General features: G+C 38.9%; 22 protein-coding genes and 1 pseudogene. 12 read left to right on the top strand and 11 right to left on the bottom strand.

Annotated features, from left to right (window positions below; genetic code table 11):
• Positions 1-293: 293 nt before the first annotated feature.
• A complete protein-coding gene (locus H5092_RS06650) occupies positions 294-2,663 on the bottom strand; it encodes a TonB-dependent receptor (protein ID WP_182711305.1) in 2,370 nt (789 codons plus the stop codon).
• Positions 2,664-2,878: 215 nt separating this feature from the next.
• Positions 2,879-3,268 carry a YkgJ family cysteine cluster protein gene (locus H5092_RS06645; RefSeq protein ID WP_024597255.1) on the bottom strand — a complete coding sequence of 130 codons (390 nt, stop codon included), beginning with the start codon at positions 3,266-3,268 and terminating at the stop codon, positions 2,879-2,881.
• Between the two features lie 280 nt (positions 3,269-3,548).
• Between H5092_RS06645 and H5092_RS06640 the strand changes: the two genes are divergently transcribed.
• Positions 3,549-3,728: a hypothetical protein gene (locus tag H5092_RS06640; protein WP_002961145.1), complete on the top strand. Its 180-nt coding sequence runs from the start codon at positions 3,549-3,551 to the stop codon at positions 3,726-3,728.
• Between the two features lie 199 nt (positions 3,729-3,927).
• Positions 3,928-4,356, top strand: coding sequence for a hypothetical protein (locus H5092_RS06635; RefSeq protein WP_002961147.1), 429 nt, complete (start codon positions 3,928-3,930; stop codon positions 4,354-4,356).
• 137 nt (positions 4,357-4,493) lie between these two features.
• Here the strand turns inward: H5092_RS06635 and H5092_RS20645 are convergent, their stop codons facing one another.
• The 4 genes from H5092_RS20645 to H5092_RS06625 all read right to left on the bottom strand — a co-directional run bounded on the left by H5092_RS20645 (position 4,494) and on the right by H5092_RS06625 (position 6,451).
• Positions 4,494-4,655 (bottom strand): alpha/beta fold hydrolase, encoded by a 162-nt coding sequence (locus H5092_RS20645; RefSeq protein WP_259395030.1) that lies wholly within the window; start codon positions 4,653-4,655, stop codon positions 4,494-4,496.
• Positions 4,628-5,026, bottom strand: a complete 399-nt coding sequence (locus H5092_RS20640; RefSeq protein WP_259395932.1) for a hypothetical protein — start codon at positions 5,024-5,026, stop codon at positions 4,628-4,630. Before H5092_RS20640 ends, H5092_RS20645 begins: the two co-directional genes overlap by 28 nt.
• A 96-nt stretch (positions 5,027-5,122) precedes the next feature.
• On the bottom strand, positions 5,123-5,482 hold the full coding sequence (locus H5092_RS20635) for an alpha/beta fold hydrolase (RefSeq protein ID WP_259398372.1): 360 nt from the start codon (positions 5,480-5,482) through the stop codon (positions 5,123-5,125).
• A gap of 558 nt (positions 5,483-6,040) precedes the next feature.
• Entirely contained in the window at positions 6,041-6,451 is a 411-nt protein-coding gene (locus tag H5092_RS06625) for a hypothetical protein (protein ID WP_024597258.1), read from the bottom strand.
• Between the two features lie 293 nt (positions 6,452-6,744).
• Here H5092_RS06625 and H5092_RS06620 point away from each other — a divergent pair, with 293 nt between their 5' ends.
• On the top strand, positions 6,745-7,218 hold the full coding sequence (locus H5092_RS06620) for a hypothetical protein (RefSeq protein WP_024597259.1): 474 nt from the start codon (positions 6,745-6,747) through the stop codon (positions 7,216-7,218).
• 27 nt (positions 7,219-7,245) lie between these two features.
• Positions 7,246-7,834: pseudogene (locus H5092_RS06615) on the top strand (DUF1287 domain-containing protein).
• A 35-nt stretch (positions 7,835-7,869) separates the two neighbouring features.
• On the opposite strand, the gene yfaE reads toward H5092_RS06615, so the two are convergent.
• The 5 genes from yfaE to ubiG form a co-directional block, all read right to left on the bottom strand.
• Positions 7,870-8,142, bottom strand: coding sequence for a class I ribonucleotide reductase maintenance protein YfaE (yfaE, locus tag H5092_RS06610; RefSeq protein WP_039489790.1), 273 nt, complete (start codon positions 8,140-8,142; stop codon positions 7,870-7,872).
• Positions 8,142-9,272 carry a class Ia ribonucleoside-diphosphate reductase subunit beta gene (nrdB, locus tag H5092_RS06605; protein WP_002961159.1) on the bottom strand — a complete coding sequence of 377 codons (1,131 nt, stop codon included), beginning with the start codon at positions 9,270-9,272 and terminating at the stop codon, positions 8,142-8,144. Before nrdB ends, yfaE begins: the two co-directional genes overlap by 1 nt.
• 67 nt (positions 9,273-9,339) lie before the next feature.
• Positions 9,340-11,622 (bottom strand): class 1a ribonucleoside-diphosphate reductase subunit alpha, encoded by a 2,283-nt coding sequence (nrdA, locus tag H5092_RS06600; RefSeq protein WP_182733173.1) that lies wholly within the window; start codon positions 11,620-11,622, stop codon positions 9,340-9,342.
• 1,064 nt (positions 11,623-12,686) lie between these two features.
• Positions 12,687-13,367 carry an HAD family hydrolase gene (locus H5092_RS06595; protein WP_182733172.1) on the bottom strand — a complete coding sequence of 227 codons (681 nt, stop codon included), beginning with the start codon at positions 13,365-13,367 and terminating at the stop codon, positions 12,687-12,689.
• Entirely contained in the window at positions 13,367-14,077 is a 711-nt protein-coding gene (gene ubiG, locus H5092_RS06590; RefSeq protein ID WP_024600254.1) for a bifunctional 2-polyprenyl-6-hydroxyphenol methylase/3-demethylubiquinol 3-O-methyltransferase UbiG, read from the bottom strand. Before ubiG ends, H5092_RS06595 begins: the two co-directional genes overlap by 1 nt.
• A 176-nt stretch (positions 14,078-14,253) precedes the next feature.
• Between ubiG and gyrA the strand changes: the two genes are divergently transcribed.
• From gyrA to lapB, 8 genes are all read left to right on the top strand, one after another.
• Positions 14,254-16,953, top strand: coding sequence for a DNA topoisomerase (ATP-hydrolyzing) subunit A (gene gyrA / locus H5092_RS06585; protein ID WP_002961163.1), 2,700 nt, complete (start codon positions 14,254-14,256; stop codon positions 16,951-16,953).
• Positions 16,954-17,111: 158 nt separating this feature from the next.
• Positions 17,112-18,194 (top strand): 3-phosphoserine/phosphohydroxythreonine transaminase, encoded by a 1,083-nt coding sequence (gene serC, locus H5092_RS06580; protein WP_024595544.1) that lies wholly within the window; start codon positions 17,112-17,114, stop codon positions 18,192-18,194.
• The gene (aroA, locus tag H5092_RS06575) at positions 18,194-19,471 is read left to right on the top strand and encodes a 3-phosphoshikimate 1-carboxyvinyltransferase (RefSeq protein WP_182733171.1); all 1,278 of its coding nucleotides are present in this window, start codon (positions 18,194-18,196) and stop codon (positions 19,469-19,471) included. The genes serC and aroA overlap by 1 nt, the downstream gene beginning before the upstream one ends.
• A 106-nt stretch (positions 19,472-19,577) precedes the next feature.
• Entirely contained in the window at positions 19,578-20,288 is a 711-nt protein-coding gene (cmk, locus tag H5092_RS06570) for a (d)CMP kinase (RefSeq protein WP_154903185.1), read from the top strand.
• Positions 20,289-20,383: 95 nt separating this feature from the next.
• Positions 20,384-22,051, top strand: coding sequence for a 30S ribosomal protein S1 (gene rpsA, locus H5092_RS06565; protein WP_002961176.1), 1,668 nt, complete (start codon positions 20,384-20,386; stop codon positions 22,049-22,051).
• A gap of 67 nt (positions 22,052-22,118) precedes the next feature.
• On the top strand, positions 22,119-22,406 hold the full coding sequence (ihfB, locus tag H5092_RS06560; protein WP_002961178.1) for an integration host factor subunit beta: 288 nt from the start codon (positions 22,119-22,121) through the stop codon (positions 22,404-22,406).
• A gap of 21 nt (positions 22,407-22,427) precedes the next feature.
• Positions 22,428-22,709 carry a lipopolysaccharide assembly protein LapA domain-containing protein gene (locus H5092_RS06555; protein WP_039489780.1) on the top strand — a complete coding sequence of 94 codons (282 nt, stop codon included), beginning with the start codon at positions 22,428-22,430 and terminating at the stop codon, positions 22,707-22,709.
• 2 nt (positions 22,710-22,711) lie between these two features.
• Positions 22,712-23,848, top strand: a complete 1,137-nt coding sequence (lapB, locus tag H5092_RS06550) for a lipopolysaccharide assembly protein LapB (RefSeq protein ID WP_002961182.1) — start codon at positions 22,712-22,714, stop codon at positions 23,846-23,848.
• Positions 23,849-23,875: the final 27 nt, after the last annotated feature.

Here is a 23,875-nt window from a genome sequence, read left to right as displayed (position 1 = left end):
GTAATCTAAGTGTTTTATACCAATTCGATTAATTAAGTGATCTATTTTGCGCTAAGAAAATAGGGTTGATAACAAGGCAAAAACTTTTTTAACTAATTGTTATCACTAATTGCTCCTGCATTGCTCTACCTTTTGCATCCATGCAGTCGTATATCATAATTTTTTACGCAGTTAGCGCAAAGTTTAATCCCTTGAATTGATCAAGTATTATTGCCGATCGATATTATATATTCTAAAAATAAAAAAACCGCATTAATAAAATGCGGTTAATAAACTAAAACTACTTTTAATTATTAAAAATAGCCACGAACACCAAAGCGGAAGTTTCTGCCTGGTAGTGGGGCTTTATCTTTAATAAATGAGCTATGTACAAAACCTAACTCATCAGTAATGTTATCAACGTTTATATACAGCTGTGCATCGACACTGCCTAAACCTAATTGGTAATTAGCTTGTGCATCAAATAACGTATAGCCATCAGTTTGAGTTTCAAAGGCAGTTACATCGTTTTGATCAAAGTAATGAGTACCCGTTAATGTTAGTTGTAAGTCACCTAAATCGTACTGTAACTCAGAGCCTAATTTATTGGCAGGGATACGTGGTAAATTACCTTCGTCGTCTTTTAGTTTTGCACGAGTTGAGTCACCAAATACTTTAACCATAGCGCTTGGTGTTACTTGGTAATGCGCGTCAAACTCAATGCCATAAAGCTCTGCGTCTTTACTTGTAAATTGATAAACCGCAACAGCATCGTCATGTGCACCAATAGCTGATTCTAAACCATCTTCTTCATCGTAAACTAACCCCGTATTTTCTTGAAAATAAAAGTTTTTGATATCGTTATAGAAAAAGTTAACGGTGTAACCAAAATCACCGCTAAAGCGTCTAAAGCTTAAATCTAAGTTTGTTGAAGTTTCCTGCTTGATATTTTCTGGCTCAAAATGCGCTTCATTATCTTCAATATTGTAACCAAGGCCTAGCTCGTAAGTGCCAGTTGCAATGTGTAAGCCGTTAGATAAAAGTTCTGCCGAAAGCGGTGCTCGTTCTGAATGAGAAATACTTGTAGCGATACTATGACCCGGCTTGTATTGCCAAATGGCACCAGCAGAGGCACTTAAATTGGTAAAACTTTCGTTATACCCAATGGTTTCTTCGTCGCTGTGATCTATTTCTACTTCATCGTGGCTATGCTCGTGTGCCGTGATTTGGCTTTCAATTTTGTAATCTTCAACACGTGCGCCAAGTTCAATTGTAACGTCGCCAAATTCACGCTCTTCTAGTAAATATAATGCGTTAGTTGTAGTTACACTTGCGGGTGTAAAGGCTTCTTCACCAATTGCATCGTAGTCAGAATCGCTGTAGTGATAGCCCATCATTCCGTGCCAATCAGCAAACTTATGCTCTACATTTAAACGTGCTTCAGTCGTTTTATTTTTAAAAGTAGTACCAATTTCGCCATCTTCAATTTCGCTGTGCGAGTAATCTGTATAGCCAACACGTAGGTTGATGGTTTCAATCCAGTTATTATGAAGGGCGTAACTTACAAGCCCTTGCCAGCGATCTTGCTCTAAATGTGCATAAACCGGCTCTTCAGCTGCTTCATCTTCATGTTCTGCATGCTCTTCTTCAGTTTCACCTTCGTGATCGTGATGATGCTCATGCCCAGGAATACCGTAATCAGTATCAATACTACCGTAAGAAAAACCAATCGTTAAATGATCGCCAACATAGCTGGTACCAAAGTTGAGTGTTTCGCTATCAATAAAAGTATTTTCTACAGAATTCTCTGTTTCTACATCGCCATCATCGTCGGCAATAGTAAAGGTAGGTGTTTGGTAATCATCGCCACTGCGCTTAGTGCCATCAAAATGAAAGTTAAAGCCTTCATTACCTGTTTCAAGTTTTGCAGCTACTGTGTTTGAGTTTGACACTGTATCGTGGCTGTATTCAGCAGCACCCATAAGCTCGTCGATATTGTCTGTAGGAATGCGGTTATCAACCACGTTTACAACACCGCCAATTGCACCAGAGCCATAAAGTAGGGTACTTGGGCCACGTAATACTTCAATTTGTTCTGCTGCTAGGCTATCGCTTGATGTCGCATGGTCTGGGCCAATACGTGATGCATCGCTGGCATCTAATCCGTTTTGTGTGATTTTAACGCGAGGGCCATCTAAACCACGAATAATTGGGCTTGATGATACAGGGCCAAAGTAACTTGCATTTACGCCTGGTAAACCTTTTAGCGTTTCACCAAGAGTTGGTTTAGATTTATTTCTTAATTCATCACCTGAGAGCACGCTTACTGGCGATATCATCTCGAGGCTATTTTTATGAAGTGCAGAGGCATAAACAACCACTGTCTCAACTGATGTTGGTTTAAGTGACACAGACAGATTATTTGAAGATTCGCTTACAGCAATACGAGAGTCTACGTAGTTGTCTTTACTAATATGTAATTGGCTATTTGCATCGATTTCTATAGCAAATTCGCCTAAATCATTACTTTTAACGCTTTGGTTTTTGCCATGCACATGAATTGAGGCATTTTTGATTGGTTGATTTTTATCATCCATTACTTTACCAGTAACAGTGGCAGCCAAAGCTGATTGAGAACATAAAACAGAAAAAATAGCAGAGGAGATTAATGTTAACTTTGTCATGGATATATTGGTTCGCGGTTATTATGTTGTGATATAATATAACACCGCAAAATCAGTGAATCAACAATGTTATAGTATAACTTTGTGTTTTGCGATGAATGATCTAAAAATGACGATTAAACCAATTTTATAAAAATTATAATAATAGGTATGTTTATAGAAATACTTATTTATTTAAGTGCGAGACTCATAGCGCTGCAGGTTTATCTGGGTATTTAAGAGCGGCTATCTATCATTATCAAATCTAGTTTATGCTGCGCTCTTGTCTGGTTTGTTATATCTATAGATTCAATCATTTCGCATTCGTCGCGGATCATCTCTGAAATAAGGCTAGGGTAGTGACGGCAGTCTTCTGGACGGTCAAGGTAAATACTGCAGGTATACATATTTTTAGCGAGAGGCTCCTTTTTAGGCGCAATTTCTAAAAATGGGCACACTTGAAGTCTTAAGCCTGTTTTTGGGTCAAACCAAATTTCGTTGTTTTTAACGTACTCATAAATTTCGGGGTTAAAGAGCTCCCATAAACCTATTTCTTCTTTCGTTGCGCTTAAGTCGCCGCCACCATATTTAATACAGCATTTACCACACTGGTTGCACTCTTTCATAATTTGCTAATTTAGTTGGCTGTTAACACATTTAAGTTAGGTATTAGTGTAGCACCAAATTTATTATTAACGCTCTACTGAATTGCCCCAGTGTTTGCTTTTTGGGTGTGTAAAAAAGTTAGATACAATAACTTAAGTTAAAACCCCTTGTTACATTTTATATAGTACAGGCTTTATTTAATGCTTTACTCTAAGGTGGCGAAAAATATTATGAAACCTGCTTGGGCAGTTTTGTAGTTATTAAATGTTGCTGAGCGGGATCCCTAAGTAGGATGTAATTATGAAAGAAGCTGTTACTAAGTTAAAAACAGAATTTAATGCAAAGTTATTATATTGGAACAACCTCAAAAGTAGTAAAGCCAAAGCGGCAATCATCTTATTATTTATAGTTGTTATTGCACTTAAAGTGTTTACGACCATCTTTACGTTGGATTGGGTTGCAAGTTTATTCAGTGTGTGAGGTTACTAAGAGTAATTGCGATAAAGTTTAATTACAGTGTGTTTAACGCCTACGCGATGTTCATTATTAATGTATTATTACGCTATACACCAAATTAAATAAATCAGTTGTTTAAATACATTTTATAATGACTCTAATGATACATTTTAGCTAAATTGAGTCAGTAAATTAGTTTAGTTGCACTAAAGGATAACCAGTGATGATGAATACAAAAATATATAAAGCGGTACATGACCTAGCAGAAGATTTAATGGCGGCGGCTAACAAAAATAACCGAGAAAAATTTGAATCTTTATTTGCTCAATTAAAAGCGATTTGTATTGAAAACGAAAATACCTCAAAAGATCACCCAGTACAATGGGAAACTTTGGCTGATTTTACCGAAGAGCTAGAAGAGGCAATCACGACTTATGAAAAAGCATTAGAAAAGTCTGTTGCGATTAATAACAAAGATCACATGTCATCAGTTTCTTTTTCAATGGCTACACTGCAGCTAGAACTTGGTCAAAAAGACGAGGCTATTAAAAATCTTCAAAATGCTAAGGTTAGTGCTAATAAAATTGAAGACAAAGAGCTTAAAGCTGAAATACACGATCTACTAGAGTCACTTATTGAAGAAGAAGGTTAAATACTTAAAATTTACTAGCTCAGACTTGATCTGACAGTTACCCATATTAAATACTATTTCTTTGGATTTAGCTTAAGTTAGTACAATTTAATGAAACGCTGATGGTTTATACCCTCAGCGTTTTTTATTTCCGCTATTTATAGCTTATCCATAAAGTTCACAATGTACTTTGCAATCTCAACTGGTTTTTCTTCAACACTAAAGTGTCCTGAATCGAGTAAATGTATTTCAGCGTTCGGTACATCTTTTAAATATGCTTTAGCGCCTGCGGCTATAAACGCAGGGTCGTTTTTACCCATACAATTAATGTTGCTGGTTGGTACTTGCGTAAATAAGCTTGCCATTTAGGGTAGTCGAGAAGGTTATTGTAGTAATCTTGTAGCAATTGTACTTGAATTACTCTATCGGATTTAGTTTGTAAAAAGTGAAGATCGTGCGTCCAGCTATTAGGGCTCATTACTTCTGGGTTACTTTGTACGTCTCGTAAATATTGCTTATTAATAATGGCTTTATTAGACGTGAACGAATAAATTTTATCACTCTGCGCTTGTGATTTGTCCTCATTCGCGGCTTTAAAAAAGGCTTGCCTCGGTAGGGTTAGCCCCTCTAAATACGCATTACCATTTTGTACAATAAGTGCATCAAGTTTATTTGGGTTATTTAACAACATTCTAAAGCCCACAGGAGCTCCAAAGTCGTGTATATAAAGGCTGTAGCGCTTTACTTTAAGTGTTGTTAGTAATCCTTCAACGTATTGAGCTAGAAATTAAAAAGTATATTTTTGAGTTTTTGGGTTTGGGCGTGCGCTATAACCAGAGCCTAAATAATCAGGTGCAATCACATGATAACGACCTGATAAGAGTGGGATCAATTCTCGGTAGCTGTGTGAAGACGACGGATACCCATGTAAAAGTACAATGGTTTGCTTATGCTGCGCGCCAGCTTCTCGGTAAAATATCTTTTTACCGTTTACATTTGCATATTTGTAAGTGGTTTTTGAAGGCCATACAGCATCAGCGGCATATACTTGAGCGGTAAACGTAGATATTGAAACTAATAAAAACACAATAAATGAGACGATGTGAGCAGGTTTTACTTTAAGGCTTTTTTGTATATCTAGGTGCATTAGTAAACTCGTTATTTTTGGTAATGACGCTTTATTTATTTACCAGACCTGTTATTTACACATTTATATTCAGATAATAACGCTGTAGTTTCACAGCAAAGAAGTGCACAGCTGGAGTAAGTGCAGCTTCGGACCTTACAAGATACTGATGAGCCAATAGTGGGCTAGGGCGTTAGCTCTTTATTGGCCGCTTTTTTGTATTTGAAATAGCTTATTAAATAAACGGCTATTGGAATCGTTGGGCTTAAAAATATGTGAGGATGGAAATAGATACCACGTTCGTCATATAGAAACATATATAACACGAGCGCAAACGTTGAAGGTAAGGTGATTGCACCGTGCCCAACAGCAGCAAATAGTGTCCACGAGAAAACACTAGGCCAAAGCACAGCTCTGATGTAAGCACCTTTATTAGTCGCTTTAGCCTTTTAGCGTAATTACGTGAAACAAAATAAGATATTACCGTTGGAAACAAAGTTAAAATGACACTTAACAGTATAAGCATAGTGATTCAATTCCTTTTGATATTATTTGCATAACCCAGTTTTTCACAATGTGTTAATTGGTTTGAGTTAATACCGTTTTTAAAGCAGCAATTTGCTTAATTTCATCAGCTGTTAATGCTTGATATAACCTAGGATAGGGCCAACCATAGCCCCATCTGAAAGTCGATGGTATATAAGGGCTGCCACCAAATCGAACTCCAGCAAGCATAATGTTCGCTATACTCGTTTCGCCGGCTTCAATAACACACTGTTGCAATGCTTTATCTGCTTCTAAACGTTGCCAATAAGTGCCACCTTGCCAGTAGGCGTAGTCGTGCGCTTTACAACATGCAAGCCACAACTTTTTATCTTTTGTCGTGCCGTCCGGAAAAGCACTACAGCCATCTGATGTGAACGGTTTTATATTTTCAGCATTTACTGTATTACTTAATATGACCAGTAAGACAATGGAACTGAAACGCATTATTTTCATACGAAAGAGTGTATTAGTAAAATTATACATGATTTTAAGTGTTACTGTTTTAGTTACAAATAATAACACTTTAAAAAGTATAAAAAAGGTTTTTACTGTTTATAGACCGGTTATGCTTATATGATAATTTTGATTTAGAGCTTTTTGTTTAGATATTCTATGCGTTCTATTTTCTTCGCTAGTTGAGAGGTGTTAATACTAAAAGTGCTGGTTAAAAAATTTACTAAAATATTAGATTAAGGTTTACACATGGTGTGTTGCATTTGTACTTTAGGAGAGGAGCTGTGCTAGAACAAATAGAAAATTGGATTGACGCTACAAATTTAAAATACAGCAGTCAAAAAGTGAGTTGTGATAAATTCAGTAATGAATTTTATGGGTTTTATTCTAGCGAGTTTTTAAAAAACGCGTATTACGTTGTTGTAGACCAAATACCAAAGCCAGACTTTGCGGGTCTGCGAGAAATGGGTCTAGGTGATTTTGTCGATATGGACGCGGCGGGTATAACGTATAAAAATACCTATTACCTACTTCCTGAGGTTGCAAAAGATTTGAGGGTTCATTTTCATGAGCTTGTGCATGTAGCGCAGTGGCTTAAACTTGGTCCTGACGCGTTTATGATGCGTTACATTAGCGAAATCCAACATGTAGGATATAACGACGCTCCGCTTGAAAAAATGGCATATGCGCTGGATACGCAATTTGCAAGTAAAGGCAATAAAATAGACGTTCTTAGGCACGTAGCCCAAACGCTGTAACTCAATTTTAGATTTAAAGGAGTTTATATGTACAGAATTATTGGGTGTTTACTTACTTTAGCGTGTATAAATAGTAATGCAGCATCGTTTGAAGAAGATATTGTTTCAGCTCTGCTTGAGCGTACAACTCATGATGTGACTTACGACGGCGCTTATCGCTCTATTGGCTACCCTGGTGGAGATGTACCTAAAAATATAGGTGTGTGCACCGATGTAATAATTAGAAGTTACAGAAAGTTAGGTGTTGATTTACAGAAGCTCGTGCATGAAGACATGCAAAAAAAACTTTGCGCTGTATCCATCTAAACGTATTTGGGGCTTAACTAAGCCTGATAAAAATATAGATCATCGACGTGTTCCAAATTTACAAGCTTACTTTGAGCGCCATGCAAACGTATTGAGTAAATCCAACAAAGTGAGTGATTATAAAACCTGCGATATAGTAACGTGGATGTTACCAGGTAATTTACCTCATATAGGTATGGTGATTAATGAGTTATCTCAAGATACGGGTAACCCACTTATTGTGCATAATATAGGGCGTGGTCCGCAAAAAAGCGATATGCTTTTTGATTATAAAATTACCGGACATTACCGGTTCGTTCCACACTATTGATAAGTTTAATAAACGATAGATGTAAGTATTGATTTTTATTTCAGATCAATACTTACATTGCCATTGGGTTTACAGCAGCACAACAGTATTTCGCCTTCGCGTACAAACGCAAGTGGCTCTTCGTTATACTCAACACTGCCTGACACTAAAGTTGCTCTACAAGCGCCGCAATAGCCTTCACGGCATTGGAATGCGACGTCTATTTTCATGGATTCTAAGCAGTGTAGAAGAGAAGGGCAGCCAGCGATAAATTCTATACACTGGCTGTTTTCTGCAAGCGTTATGCTTGCAGTAGACTTGTCACTCATTATAAATCAAAATCACCAAATTCTGATGCATCAACTTGAGAGTCTATTTGACCAACAAGGTATGAGCTTATTTCTGCTTCTTGTGGTGCTACTTGCACGTTATCAGACACTAACCACGAGTTTATCCACGGGATAGGGTTACTGTTATTTTCAAACTGTGCTGGCAAGCCAATTGCAGTCATACGTGCATTGGTAATGTATTCAACGTACTGACATAAAATATGCTTATTTAAGCCAATCATTGAACCATCTTTAAATAAATACTCAGCCCACTCTTTTTCTTGCTCTGCAGCATCAACAAACATTTTAATCGCTTCGTCGCGGCACTGGGCAGCAACAATCGCCATTTCTGGATCGTCCTTACCGTCTTGCATAATGTTTAAAATATGCTGAGTACCAGAAAGGTGAAGTGCTTCATCGCGTGCAATTAGCTTGATGATTTTAGCGTTACCTTCCATTAGCTCGCGCTCAGCAAATGCAAACGAACATGCAAAACTTACGTAAAAGCGAATCGCTTCAAGAATATTTACCGACATCATAGCCAGGTAAAGTTTCTTTTTAAGCTCAAATAAATTAATTATAACTGTTTTACCGTTAATCTCGTGTTTGCCTTCACCGTATAAGTTGTAAAGCGATACAGAGTTAATTAAGTCATCGTAGTATTTAGTTACGGCATCAGCACGTTCGCTAATTTTATCGTTGCTAACAATGTCATCAAAAATAAGCTCAGGTGCTTGTGTTACGTTACGGATAATATGCGTGTATGAACGGCTGTGAATTGTTTCACTGAACGCCCATGTTTCTATCCATGTTTCAAGCTCTGGTAGCGATACAATTGGAAGTAGAGCCACGTTTGGCGAACGACCTTGTACACTATCAAGTAGTGTTTGGTATTTTAAGTTGCTTAAAAATATATGCTTTTCGTGATCTGGTAATGCTTGAAAGTCTAAACGGTCTTTACTTACATCTACTTCCTCAGGACGCCAAAAGAAAGACAGTTGCTTTTCAATTAACTTTTCAAAAATTGGGTATTTTTGTTGGTCGTAACGAGATACGTTTACAGTTTGGCCAAAAAACATTGGCTCTTGCATTTGGTTATTATGGTTTCGGCTAAAAGTAGTATAAGACATGTTTATCACTCAAAAAACTATCAGAAAAAGCGGGCTAAAAATGCCCGCTTAAAATAAAAATCAGCAGTTATATTTTACACGCGCCGCCTTCACAATCATCATCTTCCACTTCTGGAGTATCTTCTTGTGAATCTGAGGCGCCATCGCGAGTATTGTGGTAATACAAGGTTTTAACACCTAGTTTGTACGCGCTTAGTAAGTCTTTCAATAAGACTTGCATAGGTACTTTACCGCCTTCGAACTTGTTTGGATCATAATTTGTATTTGCAGAAATTGTTTGGTCAACAAATTTTTGCATTATGCCAACAAGCTGCAAGTAACCATCGTTTGATGGAATGTCCCATAGTAACTCGTACTGATCTTTTAAACGCTCATACTCAGGAACAACTTGTTTTAAAATACCGTCTTTACTTGCTTTAACGCTAATATGTCCACGTGGTGGCTCAATACCGTTAGTTGCGTTAGAGATTTGCGACGATGTTTCTGATGGCATTAATGCACTTAGTGTTGAGTTACGCATACCGTGCTCTTTAATATTTGCACGTAGTGTATCCCAGTCAAGATGAAGTGGCTCATCACAAATTTTATCTAAATCACGTTTGTACGTATCTGTTGGCATAATGCCTTGAGAGTACGTTGTTTCGTTAAACTTAGGACATGCGCCACGCTCTTTAGCAAGCTCGTTTGATGCTTTCATTAAGTAGTATTGAATAGCTTCAAAGGTTTTATGTGTTAATGCATTTGCGCTACCATCTGAATAACGCTTACCGTTTTTAGCTAGGTAGTAAGCGTAGTTAATCACGCCTATTCCTAGTGTACGACGACCCATAGTTGCATTTTTAGCCGCCGGTACAGGGTAGTCTTGGAAATCAAGTAAGTTATCAAGTGCGCGTACTGCAAGTTCAGCTAGCTCTTCAAGCTCATCAAGTGACTCTATTGCACCTAAGTTAAACGCAGAAAGTGTACAAAGCGCAATTTCGCCTTCTTCGTCATTTACGTTGTTAAGTGGCTTAGTTGGCAATGCAATTTCTAAACATAAGTTAGATTGGCGAATTGGCGCAACTTTAGAAATAAATGGGCTGTGTGTATTACAGTGATCCACATTTTGTAAATAAATACGACCTGTACTTGCACGTTCTTGCGCAAACATAGAGAAAAGCTCAATGGCTTTAATACGTTTTTTACGAATAGACTCGTCTTGTTCGTATTTTACGTAAAGTGCGTCAAACTCAGCTTGGTCTTCAAAAAATGCATCATAAAGGCCAGGCACATCTGATGGGCTAAATAATGTAATGTAGTCATCTTTAATTAAACGAGAGTACATTAGTTTATTAAACTGTACGCCGTAATCAAGGTGACGAACGCGGTTGTCGTCTACACCACGGTTATTTTTAAGTACAAGTAGGTTCTCTACTTCTAGATGCCAAAGCGGGTAGAACAAAGTTGCAGCGCCGCCGCGTACACCACCTTGCGAACAACTTTTAACGGCTGTTTGAAAGTGCTTATAAAAAGGAATACAACCTGTGTGGTACGCTTCGCCGTTACGAATATGGCTACCTAAAGCACGAATTCGACCAGCGTTAATACCAATACCTGCGCGTTGTGATACGTATTTAACGATTGCAGACGATGTAGCGTTAATTGAATCAAGGCTGTCGCCACATTCAATTAATACACACGAGCTAAACTGGCGAGTAGGCGTGCGTACACCTGACATAATTGGCGTTGGTAGAGATATTTTAAATAATGATACCGCGTCGTAAAAACGTTTGATGTAATCAGTACGTGTTTCACGTGGGTAGTCTGAAAATAAGCTTGCTGCTACTAAAATATATAAAAACTGTGCACTTTCGTATATTTCACCCGATACACGGTTTTGAACTAGGTACTTGCCTTCAAGCTGTTTTACAGCTGCGTAGCTAAAGTTAAGATCGCGAGAATGATCAAGGTATGCATCAAGCTCGTCTAATTCTTGCTCTGTGTAATCTACTAATAAGTGAGCATCGTAGCGTTTATCGCCAACCATTTTTGTTACGTGGTCAAATAAACGTGGTGGCTCAAATTGACCGTACGCTTTTTTACGTAAATGGAATACAGCTAAACGTGCAGCTAAGTATTGATAATCAGGCGATTCTTTTGAAATCTGATCCGCTGCTGCTTTAATGATGGTTTCGTGGATGTCTTTGGTACGAATACCGTCGTAAAACTGAATGTGCGATTTTAATTCAACTTGCGAAACCGAAACGTTGTTTAAACCTTCGGCGGCCCATTCAATAACGCGATGGATCTTATCCAGATCAAGTGGCTCTTTGCGCCCGTCACGTTTGCTTACAGATAACTGTTGGTTCATTTGCCTGTATTCCTTGGGAATTATGTATTTTGACCAATGCTTTATACCTCGCCGAAGCAAGGTACATACTCATTTATTATAGGTTTCACCGTATTGGCGAATTTAATTGAATAACATTTGGCCACAATATCTGGTGTTGTTCAATTTAGAGATCACAAGATAGTGTGGTCTGAGTTGTTTTGCAAGGGACATAATTGCCCCTATTTGTGGATAACTTTGGGATAACGCATTTGTGTTAGTAGACACTCACCTTCGAACAATCATTTAAGTTGAAATATGCAAAAATCAACTAATGATCTGCTAAATTTACGCATTTTAAAAATAAATTTTGACTGCTTTTTTTATCGGCAAGCTTTGTGTGAAAACTAACACAATCACAATATATAGTGTTTAATAATTAACATAGCACTATATATGGATTCAGTGGACTATCTAAGTGAGTTGTTTAGTGTTCATAGTTGAACGCTTTTATAAATAAAAAGCATAATTAGAGGGAACATATAGAAATGGGCTAAAAGATAGCCCATTTAAATTTATACAAAGAGCATGCTGCTCAGTGTAATAATTTTAAAAATACCTATTATTACACTTTCTGATATTTCTATAGATAAACTGAACTTCAATTTTAGTTATCCTAAATCTGAGTTAGTCACTTGCTGAGAATATAAGAATAAGTTACGCTCAAACTTCCAAACTTGGGCACTTTCTTAAAACTCGAGCAAGTGTCTTTGCTAACATCATATTCAAAATTTGAGTATGATGTTAGCCCCTCCACTTAATTGAAATATCAATCCCATCAAAGTGTTAATAAAACTCTAATGTGGTCTGAGTTGTTTTGCAAGGGACATAATTGCCCCTATTTGTGGATAACTTCGGTATAGCGTATTTGTGTTAGTAGACGCTCACACTTAAACGACCACTCAACCAAAGGCGTTCAAAAAGTAAACTAAATTCTGCTAAATTTACGCATTTTAAAAATAAATTCTGACTGCTTTTTTTATCAGCAAACTTTGCGTGAAAACTAATGAAATCACAATATATAGTGTTTATTAATTAACATGGCACTATATATGGTTAAAACCATCAATTGGGCTTTGCCAGTTAAAATTGGCTTTCCAAGCTATCGCTTCATCTTTACTTGGGATGTAACCCCAAAGTGCCGTTGCGGTATGCATACCTGCCGCTTTGCCTGCTTGTATGTCTCGCTGTGCATCACCAATGTATAAACAACGGCTTGGTTCTACTTGCATAAGCTTTGCACAATGTAGCAGTGGTAAAGGTGATGGCTTAGCTTCAGTTAAGGTGTCGCCACTTATTACTACACTGGCATTTTTTAATGCGGGAATAGCTGCCACTAAAGGATCGGTTAAAAAGCCAGGCTTGTTAGTCATGATCCCCCATTTGATCTTTTTCTGATCAAGGCCGATAAGTAACGATTCAACTCCGCTGAAGCAATGCGTGTGTTTTGCTATGTTTGCAGCGTACTCGTTAACTAATTGCTTTATAAGCTCGCTTTGGTGTTGTTTGTCCCATAATTCTTTAAAACCAGCCTCTAATAATGCGCCTGCGCCGTTAGATGCCGCAGGACGGTATATATCACTACTAACAGGTTCTATTTCATTGCTAATAAGGACTGCGTTTAAAGCGGCACCTAAATCATCAGCGGTGTCGAGTAGGGTGCCGTCTAAATCAAATAAAAATGCATCGTACTCTATAAGGGGGTGGGGGGCTTGAGAGTTAGCCATTAAGCTAACTTCTCAAAATAAAGTATGTAATTTACGCTAACGTCACTATTGAGTGTATATTGCTTTGATAGTGGGTTATAAGAAAGCCCTGTACTTGCACGAACTTTTAAACCGGCTTGCTCTGCCCATGCAATAAGCTGCGCAGGTTTTATAAACTTTTTATGGTCGTGTGTACCTTCAGGTACCATTTTTAAAAGTTTTTCAGCGCCAACAATCGCGTATAGATATGCTTTAGGTGTTTTGTTAAGGGTTGAAAAAAACACATCCGCGCCTGGTTTGGCAAGTGCAGCTACAGCATGAATGATAGAAGCTGGGTCGGGTACGTGCTCAAGCATTTCCATACAGGTTATTACATCAAAGCGCTCTGGGTTTTGCGAAGCAAACTCTTCTGCCGGTATTTTTATGTAATCTACATTTACGCCAGTTTCTAAACTGTGCAACTTAGCAACAGTTAAAGGCTCTTGCCCCATATCGATGCCAGTTACTTTTGCGCCCATGCGCGCCATGCTTTGGCTTAAAATACCGCCACCACAGCCAACATCGAGTGTTTCTTTATCGAATAAGCCTTGCGTTTTGTTTGCTATAAAGTCTAAACGTAACGGGTTAATTTCGTGAAGAGGTTTGAATTCTCCGTCTAGGTCCCACCAACGCTCGGCGATGGCTTCAAATTTTGCTATTTCTGCGTGATCTACATTTTGATGTTCGGTCATAAAATACTTCCTCGTCAATCTGAGGCCATTATATAGGGCTAAATTGATAAATCGCAAAGTTTTGCGCCTGTAAATTAAAATTAATTGTGATAGCATGGCTGTTAGAAATAATAACAATACTCTTAATACCCAATACCGGGTTGTTGAGAGCTGATACTGAAGGAATGTGATATCAAATGACTGATCTCGCCAATGAAATTCTGCCAGTCAATATTGAAGACGAGTTAAAAAACTCCTACTTAGATTACGCAATGAGCGTAATTGTAGGACGTGCATTACCAGACGTACGTGACGGCTTAAAACCTGTTCATCGCCGCGTTTTGTTTGCAATGAACGAGCTTAGTAATGACTGGAACAAGCCTTACAAAAAATCGGCCCGTGTGGTCGGTGACGTAATCGGTAAATACCACCCACACGGCGACAGTGCAGTTTATGACACGATAGTTCGTATGGCTCAGCCATTCTCACTGCGTTATATGCTAGTAGATGGCCAAGGTAACTTCGGTTCGGTTGATGGTGATTCAGCAGCGGCAATGCGTTATACAGAAGTACGTATGGCTAAAATGTCGCATGAGTTATTAGCCGATCTTGAAAAAGAAACGGTTGATTTCGTTCCTAACTACGATGGCACTGAGTTCATCCCTGATGTTTTACCAACGAAAGTTCCTAATTTATTAGTGAATGGTTCGTCAGGTATTGCAGTAGGTATGGCTACAAATATACCACCACATAACTTAACTGAAGTTGTAAATGGTTGTTTGGCACTTATTCAAAATCCAGATTTAACTATTTTAGAGTTAATGGATTATATTCCTGGTCCTGATTTCCCAACGGCTGCAATTATCAACGGTAAGAAGGGTATTGAACAAGCCTACTTAACTGGCCGTGGTAAAGTGTACATGCGTGCACGCGCCGACATCGAAACCGATGAAAAAACAGGCCGTGAAACAATCATCGTTCACGAAATTCCTTATCAAGTTAATAAAGCTCGTTTAATTGAAAAAATTGCTGAGCTGGTTAAAGATAAGAAAATTGAAGGTATTAGTGCGCTACGTGATGAATCAGATAAAGACGGTATGCGTATCGTTATTGAAATCAAACGTGGTGACGTAGGCGAAGTTATTTTAAACAACTTGTATTCACAAACTCAGTTACAAACTGTGTTTGGTATGAATATGGTTGCGCTAATTAATAACCAACCTAAATGTTTCAATTTAAAAGAAATGTTAGAAGAGTTTATTATTCACCGTCGTGAAGTAGTAACTCGTCGTACAGTATTTGATTTACGCAAAGCCCGTGACCGTGCACACACGCTTGAAGGCTTAGCGATTGCACTTGCGAACATTGACCCAATTATCGAACTTATTCGTAAATCCCCTACACCTGCTGAAGCTAAAATTGCTTTAACAGCGCGTCCGTGGGAATTAGGTAATGTACAAGGTATGCTTGAAAAAGCAGGTGAAGACAATGTTGCTCGTCCAGATTGGTTAGCAAGCGAACTTGGTATTCGCGATGGTCAATATTATATCTCTGAGCAACAAGCTCAAGCAATTCTTGATTTGCGTTTACATAAGCTAACAGGTCTTGAACACGAAAAAATCTTGACCGAATACCAAGCGTTATTAGAACTAATTGCTGAACTACTTTATATTTTGGCAACTCCTGAGCGTTTAATGGAAGTTATACGTGACGAGCTAGTTGAAATTAAAGAGCAATATGGTGATGAGCGTCGCACTGAAATTAATGCAGCTGCTCACGATATCAGCCTTGAAGACTTAATTACCGAAGAAAACGTAGTAGTAACGCTTTCTCACGAAGGTTATGTGAAGTATCAAGCATTGTCTGATTACGAAGCACAGCGTCGTGGTGGTAAAGGTAAGTCAGCAACGAAGATGAAAGATGAAGATTTCATCGAACGTCTATTAGTTGCAAATACACACGATACTATATTGTGTTTCTCTACGGCCGGTCGTTTATATTGGCTTAAAGTATATCAGTTACCACTAGCGAGTCGTGCAGCGCGCGGTAAGCCAATTGTTAACTTGTTACCACTTGAAGCTGATGAACGTATTACTGCTATATTGCCAGTACGCGAGTACGCAGAAGATAAATACATCTTTATGGCAACAGCATTTGGTACAGTTAAGAAAACACCATTAACGGCTTACAGTCGTCAACGTGCAAGCGGTATTATTGCTGTTAACTTAAATGATGGCGATAGCCTGATTGGGGTTGACATTACCGATGGTAGCAACGAAATTATGTTGTTCACTGATGCAGGTAAAGTTGTACGCTTTAAAGAAGCTGAAGAAACAACAGTTGTTGATGAAAACGGTAACCCAGTATTAGACGAAGAAGGTAACCCTGAGATTCGTTTCAAAGGCGTTCGCCCAATGGGTCGTACCGCTACAGGTGTTCGTGGTATTAAAATGGCCGATGATCAACGCGTAGTATCGTTAATTGTACCAAAAACTGACGGTGCTATTTTAACGGTAACTGAAAATGGTTACGGTAAGCGTACACAACTAGAAGATTACCCATCTAAGAGCCGTGCAACACAGGGTGTTGTATCTATCAAGGTGAGTGAGCGTAACGGTGCTGTTGTTGGCGCTGTACAAGTTGATGATAACGACGAAATCATGATTATTTCAAATCGTGGTACCTTAGTACGTACTCGCGTTAATGAAGTTTCTACGGTTGGACGTAACACCCAAGGTGTTATTTTGATCAGAACTATTGACGAAGAGCAAGTAGTTGGTTTACAACGTATAGAAGAGATTGAAGTTACAGAAAGTGACTTGATTGATATTGAAGACGTTGAAACTGTAGATACGGTTATTGATGAAGTAGCGGATGATAATCCTCCTTCAGAATAATTGATATTGAAAAAGCGGCCTTGGCCGCTTTTTTTAATGTTGTTGAAAAAAATTAATAGGGTGTGAAGTTATATTCATTCACTAAAACTCAAAGGTTTAGTGGGTGGGTATTGAGCATTCATGCTTAGTAGTTAAATTACTGGAATGAGGCAAAGGTAATGAGTAAATATAATTTTTGTGCGGGGCCAGCTATGCTTCCGCAAGCGGTTATGAAAAAAGCACAAAAAGAGTTTCTAGATTGGCAAGATTTAGGTGTGTCTGTGATGGAAATAAGCCATCGTAGCAAAGAGTTTTTAGCCCTTACAGCTAAATGTGAAGCCAGCCTTCGTCGCCTAATGAATATCAGTGATGAATTTGAAGTGCTGTTTATGCATGGTGGTGGTCGTGGTCAGTTTAGTGCTGTGCCATTAAATTTACACCAAGAAGGCAAAGCTGCGGTTTATTGCGAAAACGGCGTGTGGTCAAAAAGTGCAACAGACGAGGCCAACAAGTTTACTCAAGCAACCTCTATTGATGTGCGTAATGATGCCAATGGCGAGTTTTCTATTAAACAGGTTGCTGATTGGGTGTTACCAGAAGATGCATCTTACATTCACTATTGCCCTAACGAAACGGTTGACGGCTTAGAAATTTTTGATGTACCAAGCCACCCAACTGCACCGATCGTTGCTGATATGTCGTCAACTATTTTATCACGCGAAATAGACGTTAATAAATTTGATTTAATTTACGCTGGTGCGCAAAAAAATATCGGCCCGTCGGGCATATCAATCGTTATTGTTCGTAAAACATTACTTGAGCGTGAAGGCTTACCTAAGCCAGGCATTTTAGATTACGCATTAGAAGCAAAACAAGGCAGCATGTTTAACACTCCTCCCACATTTGCTTGGTATTTAGCTGCTGAAGTATTTCAATGGCTTGAAAGTAATGGTGGCGTAAAAGCGATGGAAGTTCAAAATATTGCTAAAGCGCAGCTACTTTATGACTTTATTGATGAATCGAGCTTTTATACCAATAAAGTAGCTAAACATTGCCGTTCACGTATGAATGTTCCGTTTTGGCTTAACGATGAAAGCTTAAATGATAAGTTTGTTGCTCAGTCTAAAGATGCAGGGTTACTCGCTCTTGAAGGCCACAGAATTGTGGGCGGTATGCGCGCAAGTATTTATAACGCAATGCCTATTGAAGGTGTTCAAGCACTTGTAGACTTTATGGCTGCTTTTGCAAAGGAGCACAGCTAATGGAGCAGCTTCGTTTAGAACCTATTTCTAGAGTAAATGGCACAGTAACCCTACCAGGTTCAAAGAGTCTATCGAACAGAATTTTATTATTAGCAGCACTTGCAAGCGGTACTACCGTTGTAGAAAACTTACTTGATAGTGACGATATACGCCATATGCTGGGCGCCTTAAAGTTATTAGGTGTAAATGTAACTTTAAATGATGACCGCACTGTAGCCACCGTAGAGGGTGTTAGTGGTGTGTTTAATACACCGACTGAGCCATTGTTTTTAGGTAATGCGGGTACTGCTTATAGACCTTTAACGGCAGTACTTGCTGGCGTTGCTGGTGAATTCGAGCTAATAGGCGAGCCACGTATGGAAGAGCGCCCGATAGGGCACTTGGTTGACGCGCTGCAAGCATTGGGTGGTGATGTTACTTATACAAAGCACAAAGACTACCCACCACTTAAAATTGTCGGTGGCCAAATAAAAGGCGGTGAGGTTGAAATTGACGGCAGTATTTCAAGTCAATTTTTAACCGCTCTATTAATGGCAGCGCCATTATTTAACGGTGATACAACAATAACTATTAAAGGTACTTTAGTCTCTAAACCTTATATTGATATTACACTTGATGTAATGGCACGTTTTGGAGTTAATGTTGAGCACATTGATTATGCAACTTTTAAAGTTAAAGGTGGTCAACAGTATCAATCATTAGATCGCATAATGGTTGAAGGCGATGCATCTTCTGCCTCTTACTTTGTTGCTGCGGCTGCAATTGCAGGGGGTGAGATTGAAATTAAGGGCGTGGGTGCCAAATCGGTGCAAGGTGATATAGGCTTTGCCAAAGTAATGGAGCAAGTAGGCGCAAAAATTGATTGGTATGATGAGCGTTTAGTTGTTCGCAAAGGCGAACTAAAAGGCGTGGATATTGACGCCAATGCAATTCCTGATGCAGCCATGACTCTTGCAACTGTTGCTCTTTTTGCCAAAGGCCCAACAGCCATTCGTAACATTTATAACTGGCGAGTAAAAGAGACAGACCGTTTATATGCAATGGCAACTGAGCTTCGTAAAGTAGGCGCACAGGTTGTAGAAGGTGAAGATTTTATAGAGATCACCCCACCTGAAACATTTAATGATGTTACTGTTGATACTTACGACGATCACCGTATAGCCATGTGTTTTGCAATGGTTGCTGTTGGTGGAAAGCCAATAACAATTAATGATCCAAAGTGTACCTATAAAACATTTCCTACATTTTTCAATGTTTTAGCGTCAGTCAGTGAATAAGCTAATTAGAAGTAATTACAAAAGTTACACACTAATAGCAGATATATTTTAATAACTGACGTATAATGTCGCGGTTTATTTAGGTGTGCATTGCAGGAGGTTTTAAATGCAGGCGTTATTAATGCCCGTGATCACCGTTGATGGCCCAAGTGGTTCAGGTAAAGGAACTGTTTGTCGCTTGTTAGCCGACAAGTTAGGGTGGGATGTATTAGATAGCGGTGCGATTTATCGTGTTTTATCTTTAGCTGCACTTCATCACCAAATTGCATTAGACAATGAAGAAGGGCTTGTCCCGCTTGCTGCAAATTTAGATGTGCAGTTTTTGGTAGATAGCCAAACTAATGCAGGAAAAGTTATTTTAGAAGGCGAAGATGTAACCACTACTATTCGTAATGAAGAAGTAGGCGCTGCGGCTTCAAAAGTTGCAGCATTACCTCGCGTTCGTGAAGCGTTATTACGTCGCCAGCGTGCATTTCGCACTGAAAATGGCTTAATTGCCGATGGCCGTGATATGGGCACTGTGGTTTTTCAAGATGCGCCGTTAAAAATATATTTAACAGCCAGTGCAGAAGAGCGTGCTCGTAGACGCTTTGTTGAGTTGAATACGCGCGGCCTTGATGTTACACTAAGTGGTCTATTACAGGACATTCAAGCTCGTGACGAGCGCGATATGAATCGCACCGTTGCTCCGCTTGTACCTGCAGAGGATGCTATTGAGATCGATACTAGCGATCTTAATGCACAGCAAGTGTTTGATAAGGTAATAACTTTATTGGATATTGCTATCTCTGAAGGTAAGCTTCCTAAACGAAGCTAAACACATTTTATGCGCCAGCAGGATGCCAGTGCTATTTTAACAACCCCATGCAGCATGGTTGCTTATTGGTATTAATATATGAGACGTATATTCGTATGTCAGAAAATTTTGCGCAGTTATTTGAAGAAAGCTTAAAGGGTTTTGAAGCAGAGCAAGGCTCTATCGTTAAAGGTACAGTAATCTCTATCGAGAATAACATTGTACTTGTAGATGCTGGTCTTAAATCAGAAAGTGCTATCCCTGCAGAGCAGTTCAAAAATGCTGCTGGTGAACTAGAAGTTGCTGTAGGCGACGAAGTAGATGTTGCACTAGATGCAATTGAAGACGGTTTCGGTGAAACTATCCTTTCTCGTGAGAAAGCTAAGCGTCACGAAGCATGGATCCGTCTTGAGAAAGCATGTGAAGAGCAAGAGACTGTTACTGGTGTTATCAACGGTAAAGTTAAAGGCGGTTTCACAGTTGAAGTTGATTCAATCCGTGCTTTCCTACCTGGTTCACTTGTTGATGTTCGTCCGGTACGTGACACAACTCACCTTGAAGGCAAAGAGCTTGAATTTAAAGTAATCAAGCTTGACCAAAAACGTAACAACGTTGTTGTTTCACGTCGTGCAGTTATCGAATCTGAAAACTCACAAGAACGTGAAGAGCTTCTTGCTAACCTTGTTGAAGGCCAAGAAGTTAAAGGTATCGTTAAGAACCTTACTGACTACGGTGCATTCGTTGACCTTGGTGGTGTTGATGGTCTACTACACATTACTGATATGGCTTGGAAGCGTGTTAAGCACCCTTCAGAAATCGTTAATGTTGGCGACGAAATCGCAGTTAAAGTTCTAAAATTCGACAAAGATAAAACTCGTGTTTCTCTAGGCCTTAAACAGCTTGGTGAAGATCCATGGGCAGCTATCGCTGGTCGTTACCCAGAAGGTTCTAAACTTTCTGGTCGTGTTACTAACCTTACAGATTACGGCTGTTTCGTGGAAATCGAAGAAGGCGTTGAAGGTTTAGTACACGTTTCTGAAATGGATTGGACTAACAAGAACATCCATCCTTCAAAAGTTGTAAGCCTTGGCGACACTGTTGAAGTTATGGTTTTAGAAATTGACGAAGAACGTCGTCGTATTTCTCTTGGTCTTAAGCAATGTATTGCTAATCCTTGGCAGGAATTTGCTCGTCTACAAAACAAAGGCGATCAAGTTACTGGTAAGATCAAATCAATCACTGACTTCGGTATCTTTATCGGTCTTGACGGTGGTATTGACGGTCTTGTACACCTTTCAGACATTTCTTGGAATACACCTGGCGAAGAAGCTGTACGTGAATTCAAGAAAGGCGACGAAATCACTGCTATCGTATTGCAAGTTGACCCAGAGCGTGAACGTATCTCTCTAGGTGTTAAGCAAATCGAAGCTGACCCATTCAATAACTACCTTGATGCAAACAAAAAAGGTGCTATTGTTAAAGGTAAAGTGACTGAAGTTGATGCGAAAGGCGCAACTGTTGAACTTATCGAAGGCGTTGAAGGTTACATCCGTGTAGCTGATATCGCTCAAGAGCGTGTTGAAGATGCAACTACTGTTGTTTCTGTAGGCGACGAGATTGAAGTTAAATACGTTGGTGTTGATCGTAAGAACCGCACTTTAAGCTTATCTGTAAAAGCTCTTTTCGAAGCTGAAGAGAAAGAAGTACTAGAGAAGCTTAAGAAAGAAGAGCCAGTGTTTGAAAACGCAATGGCAGCTGCTTTCGCAAATGCACAAAAAGACTAATATATAATTAGTTTTTAGTTGGAAGGGCATTTTTTGCCCTTCCTATATCTCTTTTTAAGGAAACGCTATGACTAAGTCAGAATTGATAGAAATACTTGCGGAACAACACGCACACGTTCCAGTGAAAGATGTTGAGAATGCTGTAAAAGAAATTCTTGAACAAATGGCCGGCTCATTATCTACTTCAGATCGTATTGAGATCAGAGGTTTTGGTAGTTTCTCTTTGCATTTCCGCGCTCCTCGCACAGGTCGTAATCCTAAGACTGGCGATACAGTTGAGCTTGAAGGAAAGCATGTACCTCATTTTAAACCAGGCAAAGAATTACGCGACCGCGTGAATGAAAGCATTGCCTAGTTAACTTAGTGGAGTAGTTACTTGTTCAAGGTATTAAAAATTATTCTGGTTGCACTATGCCTTATCAGTGCATTTGTATTAGGGTCACAAAACCCACAGTTAGTACAAGTAAATTACATTATAGCCAGTAATACACTACCTTTAGCTGTAATAATAAGTATCTGCTTTTTATTAGGTGTTTTGATTGGTTGTTTTATTAGCTTTAAATTGTTTTCGCAATTAAAGTGGCAAAACTACCGCTTAAAAAAGCAATTAGCGCCTGAAAAAGATAAAAAAAAGCTTGCCGCGAATAAAGACACCTAACTATGATTGAGCTTTTGTTTTTACTATTACCTGTTGCCGCTGGTTACGGTTGGATTATGGGTAAAAACAGTGCTAAAAACCAAGCTCATCAACTTAATCGTCAGATCACTTCTGAATATAGCAAAGGCTTAAAATTTCTACTCGATAGAGAAGAAGATCAAGGCTTAGAGCATTTAATCAACTTACTTGAAGTTTCAGCCGACTCTGTTGAACACTATTCTACACTTGCCACCATGTTTCGCCGTAGAGGTGAATTAGACCGCGCAATAAAAATTCACGAACTTCTATTAAAACACCCAAGCTTAAATGAACAACAAGCTGCAACTAGCCGTTTAGAACTAGCCGAAGATTATATAATGGCCGGACTACTAGATAGTGCGGAAGAGCACTTAGTTTGGCTAGTTAAAGCAGGGCATGTAGAAGCGCTGGACCCTATTATCACTTTATATTCGCAAACCCGTGAGTGGGAAAAAGGCATCAACATGTTTGAAGCCCATAGCGAACTATTTTCAAAAGAACAGCAATTTAAAGCAATTGCTAATTTTTATTGTGAGTCAGCTTTAAGTGACAATACACCCCAACTAATGAGAAAAGCGATTAGCTTAAATTATAAAGCCGTGCGTCCGCTTTACGAGTTAGGGTTAGTTGCTTACGCAAAAGAAGATTACGTTAAAGCTATTTATTACTGGCGTGAACTTGTCTCTCAATTTACCTTGTTTGCTCCGTTGTTTATTGATGAGCTGGCACATAGTTATAAACAATTGAATTTGACGCATCAATTTCACGAGTTAGTCAGTGACTTGTTAGAGAAGGGCGGAGTATTAATTAAAATAAAGCATTGCCAAGCATTACTTGAGCAAGGTCACACCAAGCAAGCCTTTGAATTTTTAACTGATAGCTTAAAACGTCAACCTACTATTCGTGGTTTTAGTTTTTTACTGCAATTAATGGGTGACCAAAATAAAAATACTAAAGAAGTACTTAACGAAATTGATAAGCTTGTAACCTCTTATATTGCTACAAAACCAGATTTCCAATGCCAGCATTGTGGTTTTACAAGCTACACCATATATTGGAACTGCCCTTCTTGTAAGCACTGGGAAACCATTGTTCCAAGTCGAGGCTTAGACGGATTTTAATAACCCCATAATTTATAACTTTACTGC

The sequence above is a fragment of the Pseudoalteromonas sp. SR41-7 genome (assembly GCF_014163935.1).
Classification (GTDB): Bacteria; Pseudomonadota; Gammaproteobacteria; order Enterobacterales; family Alteromonadaceae; genus Pseudoalteromonas; species Pseudoalteromonas distincta.
This window is presented reverse-complemented; position numbering and strand designations above follow the sequence as displayed.

Coding starts and splice junctions, on each gene's coding strand:
- H5092_RS06650 (WP_182711305.1), bottom strand. CDS start 2,663: ATGACAAAGTTAACATTAATCTCCTCTGCTATTTTTTCTGTTTTATGT.
- H5092_RS06645 (WP_024597255.1), bottom strand. CDS start 3,268: ATGAAAGAGTGCAACCAGTGTGGTAAATGCTGTATTAAATATGGTGGC.
- H5092_RS06640 (WP_002961145.1), top strand. CDS start 3,549: ATGAAAGAAGCTGTTACTAAGTTAAAAACAGAATTTAATGCAAAGTTA.
- H5092_RS06635 (WP_002961147.1), top strand. CDS start 3,928: ATGATGAATACAAAAATATATAAAGCGGTACATGACCTAGCAGAAGAT.
- H5092_RS20645 (WP_259395030.1), bottom strand. CDS start 4,655: ATGGGTAAAAACGACCCTGCGTTTATAGCCGCAGGCGCTAAAGCATAT.
- H5092_RS20640 (WP_259395932.1), bottom strand. CDS start 5,026: ATGTTGTTAAATAACCCAAATAAACTTGATGCACTTATTGTACAAAAT.
- H5092_RS20635 (WP_259398372.1), bottom strand. CDS start 5,482: ATGCACCTAGATATACAAAAAAGCCTTAAAGTAAAACCTGCTCACATC.
- H5092_RS06625 (WP_024597258.1), bottom strand. CDS start 6,451: ATGCGTTTCAGTTCCATTGTCTTACTGGTCATATTAAGTAATACAGTA.
- yfaE (WP_039489790.1), bottom strand. CDS start 8,142: ATGAGTGACAAGTCTACTGCAAGCATAACGCTTGCAGAAAACAGCCAG.
- nrdB (WP_002961159.1), bottom strand. CDS start 9,272: ATGTCTTATACTACTTTTAGCCGAAACCATAATAACCAAATGCAAGAG.
- nrdA (WP_182733173.1), bottom strand. CDS start 11,622: ATGAACCAACAGTTATCTGTAAGCAAACGTGACGGGCGCAAAGAGCCA.
- H5092_RS06595 (WP_182733172.1), bottom strand. CDS start 13,367: ATGGCTAACTCTCAAGCCCCCCACCCCCTTATAGAGTACGATGCATTT.
- ubiG (WP_024600254.1), bottom strand. CDS start 14,077: ATGACCGAACATCAAAATGTAGATCACGCAGAAATAGCAAAATTTGAA.
- gyrA (WP_002961163.1), top strand. CDS start 14,254: ATGACTGATCTCGCCAATGAAATTCTGCCAGTCAATATTGAAGACGAG.
- serC (WP_024595544.1), top strand. CDS start 17,112: ATGAGTAAATATAATTTTTGTGCGGGGCCAGCTATGCTTCCGCAAGCG.
- aroA (WP_182733171.1), top strand. CDS start 18,194: ATGGAGCAGCTTCGTTTAGAACCTATTTCTAGAGTAAATGGCACAGTA.
- cmk (WP_154903185.1), top strand. CDS start 19,578: ATGCAGGCGTTATTAATGCCCGTGATCACCGTTGATGGCCCAAGTGGT.
- rpsA (WP_002961176.1), top strand. CDS start 20,384: ATGTCAGAAAATTTTGCGCAGTTATTTGAAGAAAGCTTAAAGGGTTTT.
- ihfB (WP_002961178.1), top strand. CDS start 22,119: ATGACTAAGTCAGAATTGATAGAAATACTTGCGGAACAACACGCACAC.
- lapB (WP_002961182.1), top strand. CDS start 22,712: ATGATTGAGCTTTTGTTTTTACTATTACCTGTTGCCGCTGGTTACGGT.